Source organism: uncultured Faecalicoccus sp. (genome assembly GCF_944325745.1).
Taxonomy (GTDB): Bacteria; Bacillota_I; Bacilli_A; order Erysipelotrichales; family Erysipelotrichaceae; genus Faecalicoccus.
Map to the genome: position 1 here is coordinate 1 of NZ_CALVBG010000061.1, position 6,849 is coordinate 6,849.

Consider the following 6,849-nt stretch of genomic DNA (forward strand, 5'->3'; position numbering starts at 1 on the left):
TTTCCATCGCCCACTTTTTCACGAATGGCTTTGATCTGTTCATCCACGAAAGAGTCCATGCGCCAATCCCCGGAACATTCACAGATGTTCCGCACAAAGTTATACAACATCTTTGTTCCTTCTTTGGTATGCAGGACTTCTGGATGGAACTGAATCGCATATAAATGATCTTTCGTATTTTCTGCCGAAGCACACGGACAGTTATCCGTATGACTTGTGATTTCAAATCCTGGAGCAACTTGAGAAATATAGTCAAAGTGTGACATCCAGCAAATCGTATTTTTCGAAACCCCTTCAAAGATCTTCGAAGAAGTCTTATCCACGATCACTTCGGTCTTTCCATATTCACGGGCATCCGCTTTCTCTACTTTTCCGCCAAGCACATGCATCATCAGCTGAGCGCCGTAACACAATCCCAATACCGGGATTCCCAACTCAAATAACTCTTTAGAATACGTAGGCGAATCCGCTTTGTAACAACTGTTCGGTCCCCCCGTTAAAATAATGCCTTTTGGTTCCATTGCTTTGATCTTTTCCAAATCCGTCTTATACGAATAGATCTCACAATAGACATTGCATTCGCGGACACGACGTGCCACTAACTGGTTATATTGTCCTCCAAAATCAAGAACGATGACTAGCTCTTTTTTCATCCTCTGTTTCCTCACTTTACTCTTGTCATTATATCATGTGTGCCTGATTTTCTAAATACGGGATCACATCCTTCAGGCTCTTACATGTCGTTTGGATATATTTTTTCATCTCTTCATCCGGAACAATCTGATCCGGCACGAAGATCGAATGCATTCCGGCACTGCTGGCTGCGATGATCCCGTTTTTACTGTCCTCTAACACCAGACAATCCTCCGGCTTTTCCTGAAGACGTCTGGCCGCTTCCAAGAAAATATCTGGTGCCGGTTTCGAAGGCATTCCTTCTTTCGAACTGGTCAACGTTTTATAAGAGATCTTGAACCCCGCATAATCAACAAATCGCCGAATATCTTCCGGATACGAACTGGAGGCAATGCCGTAAGGGATCTTTTTTTGATCTAAATATTCAATCAGCTCCTGTAATCCCGGCATATTGGCAGAGCCCGGCTCTTTAAAAAAATCAAAAAAGTATTCAACACGATGTTTTTGGCAATATGCCATGACCTCGGTAATGCCCGGATATTCTTCTTCAAAGATCTGGATCCTTCTGGAATCACAGCCAATCATCTCCTCGATCACAGAATCCGGTGCATCGATATGATTAAAATCTAATGCTTCACGAAATTGTTTTTTGAACATGACTTCGGTATTGAACATCAAACCGTCCATATCAAAAATAACTGCTTTTATCATACATTTCCTTCCCTTCCCGCCTGTATTATTATACCGGGAATGATACAATAAAACTATGAAAATCTTATGCATTGGACAAACCGCTTACGATTTGAATTTTCCCGTTTCTCACTCCATTCAAAAAAATCGTAAATATATGATCCAGGACCTCATTCAATGTCCAGGAGGGCCTGCTTCCAACGCCGCTTTTCTCTTGGCAAAATGGAAAGCCGACACCTCTTTGATTGCCCGTGTCGGCAACGACCCTTTGGGCCAAATGATTCTTTCCAAAATACAGGAAGAAGGTATTTCCACAGAATCGATCTATGTGGATCCCAAGGTATCTACCAGTGTCAGCTGCGTGATCGCAAATACTTCCAACGGAGAAAGAACCGTTTTCAACGCTCCCTTAGAGGAAACGCCCTTTGACCCCGTTTGGCCAAAAACCGATCCGGACCTGATCCTGGTCGACGGCCGAGAAACAAAAGCAGCGATCGAAGCTCTTCATCGCTATCCTCATGCGATCTCCATCATGGATGCCGGTTCTTACCGTCCCTGGACCAAACCTGTAGGATCCTTGGTGGATTATTTTGTCTGTTCCGAAGATCTGAGTCGCTCTTATACCAACAAAGAAATCAAGCTAGATGAGCCGGAAACCTTAAAGCAGATCTTTTTCAAGCTCCACGAGATCACAAGTCATACCATCGTGATCACGATTGGAAAGCGCGGTGTCATCTATGAAGAAAACGGCATCCTTCATCACATACCGGCTTATCCCGCCCAAACGATCGATACCACAGGGGCCGGAGATATCTTTCATGGTGCCTTTACATACTTTCTAGGAAAAAAACTCTCTTTGTCCAATGCGATCCAGATGGCCAGTCTGACCGCCTCCATATCCACAGAGACCATCGGCGCTTTGCCTTCCATTCCTTCTTTAGAAACCGTACAAAAAAAGAAGTCCGAGATCAAAATCTGATCTTTGGACTTCTTTGATTTTATTGGATCTCCCAAGACGCATCGGCCGTTAAACTGTCATCCGCCCTTCTTCCGCTTTGATAGGCAATCGTTCCTGCCACACCGATCATCCCCGCATTATCCGTACAACAAGACATCGGTGGAACCGTAAACGTGATATTCGGATACTCTTTTCTCAGCTCTTCAACCTTTTCACGAAGACGCGAGTTGGCACTGACCCCGCCCCCTACGACAAAGTGCCGGATCTCCGGATGATCATCCAACGCATAATGGATCCGGGAAAAGATTTCATCCAAGGCACATTCCTGGAAAGAACAAGCCAAATCATTGAGGTCAATTGTCTTTCCTTGGCGTTCCATGCGTTTGGTAAACTGAAGAACACTGCTTTTCAAACCTGAAAAACTAAAATCATAGCGGCCCTGGGTCTTCGGCTTGGCCAGCTCATAGACGGGGTTCCCTTCTTTGGCCATCTTATCGATCTTGGGACCGCCAGGATAACCCAGCCCTAACACACGAGCCACCTTATCATACGCTTCGCCGATCGCATCATCCTGTGTTTCCCCTAAGATCTCAAAACTCGTCTCATCTTTCATATAGACCAGTTCAGTATTTCCTCCCGATACAACCAAGGCCAGCAACGGATATTTCAAATCCACGACCAATTCATTGGCATAGATATGCGCTGCCAAGTGATGGACCGGCACTAAAGGTTTGTGATACGCAAACGCCAACGTTTTAGCGGCTTGCACCCCGACATGCAGACATCCGATCAGACCCGGTCCTTTGGTCACGGCCACGACATCTACATCATCCATCGTACAATGCGCTTCTTTTAACGCCGCTTCGATACAATAAGAAATATTTTCGATATGGATGCGGCTTGCCACTTCCGGCACAACTCCGCCAAATTCTTTATGTACATCGATCTGACTGGCTACGATCGAAGATAAGACTTCTTTTTTATCTTTGACTAACGCAACTGCCGTTTCATCGCAGCTGCTCTCGATTCCTAATACGATCATCTTGTCTCCTTCCTAGATTCCCATTGAATAAACAATGGCATCTTCTCCATCCGGATAATATTGTTTCGAACGATTGATCTCGATCAATCCTACCGATTCATAGAGTGCCCGTGCTCCCTGATTAGATTCTCTGACCTCTAAAGTCAATACATCGCACCCTTGGCTTTGTGCCGTTTCGATCAAATGCTTCATCAAAATTTTTCCATAGCCTTTTTGACGAAGTTGAGGATCGATCCCAATGCGTGCCAACTGGGCCAATTCAAAAGTGATCCACAAAAAAGCATAGCCAACGATTTGATCTCCCGATTTTAAGAGAATTCCTTGACTAAACGGATTTTCCTGCAGTTCATACAGACATTGTTTATGATCCCAGGGATTTTTAAAACACTGCACTTCCAAATCACAGACCCGATCCAGGTCCTTTTCTTCCATAGAAGCAAACATCATACTTTATAGGCATCACTTTCTTTGAGGTAGTCAGGAACCAAAGCATGGATATTTTCCACCTTCTGATATTCTGCTTTTAATTCGATAAAATTCTTTAAGAAATCCGAAGGTTCCACTTCCGACAACAAAGCATCTCCAAATACTTTTCCCGGATGCGCCTTCAAAAAGTCCTTGGCTTCCTCCAGATCCAGGATCTGCGTATTTCCTATGATCTTTCCCTTTTCCAAATGCGCTACATAGGCCCGATGACTGCGGGCATCCAGGATCACATTGGCACTAGGCTCCAAACCGGCATACAGTTGCATCGTCGAAATCGTATAAAGTTCTTTGTGCATTTGCGAACACAAGACTTTGGCAATCGTCATCGCAATCCGGATCCCCGTATATGAACCCGGTCCTCTTGTGATCACGACCCGGTCAATGGCTTTATAATCCAGGTTCGCCTGTTCTAAGATCTTGTTTAACTCTACAAAGATCGTTTCACTTTGTTTCTTGAAAGCTTCCAAACTGATCCCGGCCAAAAGAGTGTCCTCTTTATATAGTCCCAAAACCAGTTGTTTATAAGCACTGTCCATACATAAACTAATCATGATATCCCTCCAGGATCGCCTGCGATTCTTTCCCCGTCGCCTCTAAAGTGATCGTACGATCTTCATCCACGCCCTCTTCCAAAGCGATCGAGATGTGATCTTCCGGCAGCTGATCTTCGATAAAATGAGACCACTCGATCACGGTGATCCCTTCATCAAAACAATCTTCAAATCCCAGATCTTGACTCGCTCCTTCCAATCGATAGGCATCGATATGATGCAGCGGTTTTCCATCTGCTTGTTTATACGATTTCAAGATCGTAAAAGTAGGAGAATTGATCGTGTTTTTTACCCCTAAAGCTTTCCCAAAAGCCTTGGTCCAGGTCGTTTTCCCCGCTCCCAGATCGCCATCCAGCGTGATCAACACCGTTTTTCCCTGACAAAGCCGGGCAATCTTTTGGGCAAAATTTTGTGTTTCTTCAATCGAATGTATTTCAAATTTCATATTATTTTCCCTTCTGTTTGCGAATCTTATGATAATTGGCCTTAATGGCTTTGATTTGTGCCAAGCGCTTCTGGACCTTGATCTCCGAACCTTGATTCGAAGGATGATAGTATTCCTTTCCCACCAAAGCATCCGGCAGACAAGTCATATCCGTCATATGATACGCATAATCGTGACTGTACTCGTAGCCGTCGCTATAGCCAAGATCTTTCATCAGCGAAGTGGGTGCGTTGCGAATATGCAAAGGCACCGGCTGATCCAAGGTCTTGATCGCATCGGCCTTGACCGCATTATAGGCCACTTCCAGCGAATTGGATTTGGGCGCCAGACAGAGATAGACCACGGCATGAGCCAGATGTACATTGCACTCCGGCATCCCTAAAAAATGCGCTGCCTGATAAGCCGCTACTGTGATCTCTAAAGCCCGAGAATCCGCCATACCGATATCTTCGCTGGCCATACGCACCAGCCGTCTGGCAACATAAAGCGGATCTTCTCCCGCCTCCAGCATGCGGGCCAGCCAATATAAAGCCGCATCGACATCGCTGTTGCGAACGCTTTTATGCAGAGCCGAGATCACATTATAATGTTCTTCCCCTTTTTTGTCATACAACAAAGTCCTTCTTTGAAGACATTGTTGAAGGATCTCTTTGGAGACATGGATCCCTTCGATATCACTCGGGGAATTGTTGACGACCATCTCCAAAGTATTCAAACAAATACGGGCATCTCCGCCGGCAAATTCCGCAATGGCTTCTTTGGCATCCTGGGCCATATCGATATCCAGATTGCCAAATCCTTTGGGGGAACTTAAAGCTCGATCAATCAGATCCAACAGATCTTCTTTTTCCAAAGAATTGAGCACAAAGACCTTGCACCTCGACAATAAGGCGCTGTTTACTTCAAAGCTGGGGTTTTCCGTTGTGGCCCCGATCAAGATGATGCTGCCGCGTTCCACATACGGTAAAAAGGCATCTTGCTGGGCCTTATTGAAGCGGTGGATCTCGTCAACGAACAAGATCGTGTTCTGTCCTAAATTCTTTCGTGTATCCGCCTGCTTCATAACTTCCTTGATTTCTTTGATCCCAGAAGTGACCGCACTAAAATCGACAAAATAACTCTTTGTCTGATGGGCTATGATCCGTGCCAATGTCGTTTTACCGACCCCGGGAGGTCCCCAGAAGATCATCGAAGTCACTTTATCATTTTCGATCATCTTCCATAAAAGACTGCCTTGAGAGATCAATTGTTTTTGTCCTACATATTCCTCCAAAGATTCCGGGCGCATCCGATCTGCTAACGGCCGGATATCCTCTGCTTGAAATAAACCTTCCTGTTTCATAATGCAATTATTATATCACAATCACTCCACCAAAAAAGCCAGAAGGTTTCATTCCTCCTGGCCTGTTTTTATCGAATCTTAAGCAATCGTACCCGAACTCAATAACCAAGTTCCATCTTCTTGGGTCAATTCATAATTGATCGTCAGTGAACTCGATTCTGCGCTCAGGAACGCTTCTTCCATCCTGTCAAACATCGTACCGGCGATATCCTGCATCATCGCTTCCATCATCGCATCTTGACCTTGTTCATTCATGATTTGATAAAGACGTTCCGCATTTTCAGTCGCATAATCTTCGGTAAAAGTATACAATTCCGATTCTACACTGGTCAGATCTACATTTTCATAATCTTTTGCCTGCGCATTGACCACGACCGTGACCGTGTCATCTTCCCCTGCTTCAGAACTTGTGATCTCATATTCTGTAACGGCACCGCTGACGGCATTCTTCACAAATTCTCTGGCCTCGCCATCAAAAGAATCCCCCATATCTAGATCTTCCAATAAATCATCGATCTCATCCTGGATCCCATAAATGCCTAACGGATCATAAAAATCATCCACGACATACGTATCCATCTGGTTGACATCCCCTGCCTGCACCGCATCAAAATAACTCGTAACCGTTTTTTCGGCATTGGCCAATGTTTCTTCACTATTATCGGAACATCCAGCCATTCCTAATGCCAGTGCCAGCGCACA

At 45.0% G+C, this 6,849-nt stretch carries 9 protein-coding genes; 1 reads left to right on the forward strand and 8 read right to left on the reverse strand.

Annotated elements, in window-relative coordinates:
* Window positions 1–653: glutamine-hydrolyzing GMP synthase (gene guaA / locus Q0J48_RS06035; RefSeq protein WP_296242507.1), on the reverse strand; the 653-nt coding region annotated here is incomplete at its 3' end.
* Between the two features lie 28 nt (window positions 654–681).
* Complete coding sequence (locus Q0J48_RS06040) at window positions 682–1,344, reverse strand: HAD family phosphatase (RefSeq protein ID WP_296242508.1); 663 nt, start codon at window positions 1,342–1,344, stop codon at window positions 682–684.
* A 55-nt stretch (window positions 1,345–1,399) separates the two neighbouring features.
* Here Q0J48_RS06040 and Q0J48_RS06045 point away from each other — a divergent pair, with 55 nt between their 5' ends.
* Complete coding sequence (locus tag Q0J48_RS06045) at window positions 1,400–2,302, forward strand: carbohydrate kinase family protein (protein WP_296242509.1); 903 nt, start codon at window positions 1,400–1,402, stop codon at window positions 2,300–2,302.
* 19 nt (window positions 2,303–2,321) lie between these two features.
* Here Q0J48_RS06045 and tsaD read toward each other — a convergent pair whose 3' ends face one another.
* From tsaD to Q0J48_RS06075, 6 genes are all read right to left on the reverse strand, one after another.
* The gene (tsaD, locus tag Q0J48_RS06050) at window positions 2,322–3,323 is read right to left on the reverse strand and encodes a tRNA (adenosine(37)-N6)-threonylcarbamoyltransferase complex transferase subunit TsaD (RefSeq protein WP_296242510.1); all 1,002 of its coding nucleotides are present in this window, start codon (window positions 3,321–3,323) and stop codon (window positions 2,322–2,324) included.
* 12 nt (window positions 3,324–3,335) lie between these two features.
* Entirely contained in the window at window positions 3,336–3,755 is a 420-nt protein-coding gene (gene rimI / locus Q0J48_RS06055; protein WP_296242511.1) for a ribosomal protein S18-alanine N-acetyltransferase, read from the reverse strand.
* Between the two features lie 11 nt (window positions 3,756–3,766).
* On the reverse strand, window positions 3,767–4,360 hold the full coding sequence (gene tsaB / locus Q0J48_RS06060) for a tRNA (adenosine(37)-N6)-threonylcarbamoyltransferase complex dimerization subunit type 1 TsaB (protein ID WP_296242512.1): 594 nt from the start codon (window positions 4,358–4,360) through the stop codon (window positions 3,767–3,769).
* Window positions 4,353–4,805, reverse strand: a complete 453-nt coding sequence (gene tsaE / locus Q0J48_RS06065; RefSeq protein WP_296242514.1) for a tRNA (adenosine(37)-N6)-threonylcarbamoyltransferase complex ATPase subunit type 1 TsaE — start codon at window positions 4,803–4,805, stop codon at window positions 4,353–4,355. The genes tsaB and tsaE overlap by 8 nt, the downstream gene beginning before the upstream one ends.
* 1 nt (window position 4,806) lies before the next feature.
* A complete protein-coding gene (locus tag Q0J48_RS06070; RefSeq protein WP_296242516.1) occupies window positions 4,807–6,147 on the reverse strand; it encodes a replication-associated recombination protein A in 1,341 nt (446 codons plus the stop codon).
* A 78-nt stretch (window positions 6,148–6,225) separates the two neighbouring features.
* Window positions 6,226–6,849, reverse strand: a 624-nt coding sequence (locus Q0J48_RS06075; protein ID WP_296242519.1) for a hypothetical protein, incomplete at its 5' end; no start/stop codon positions are given.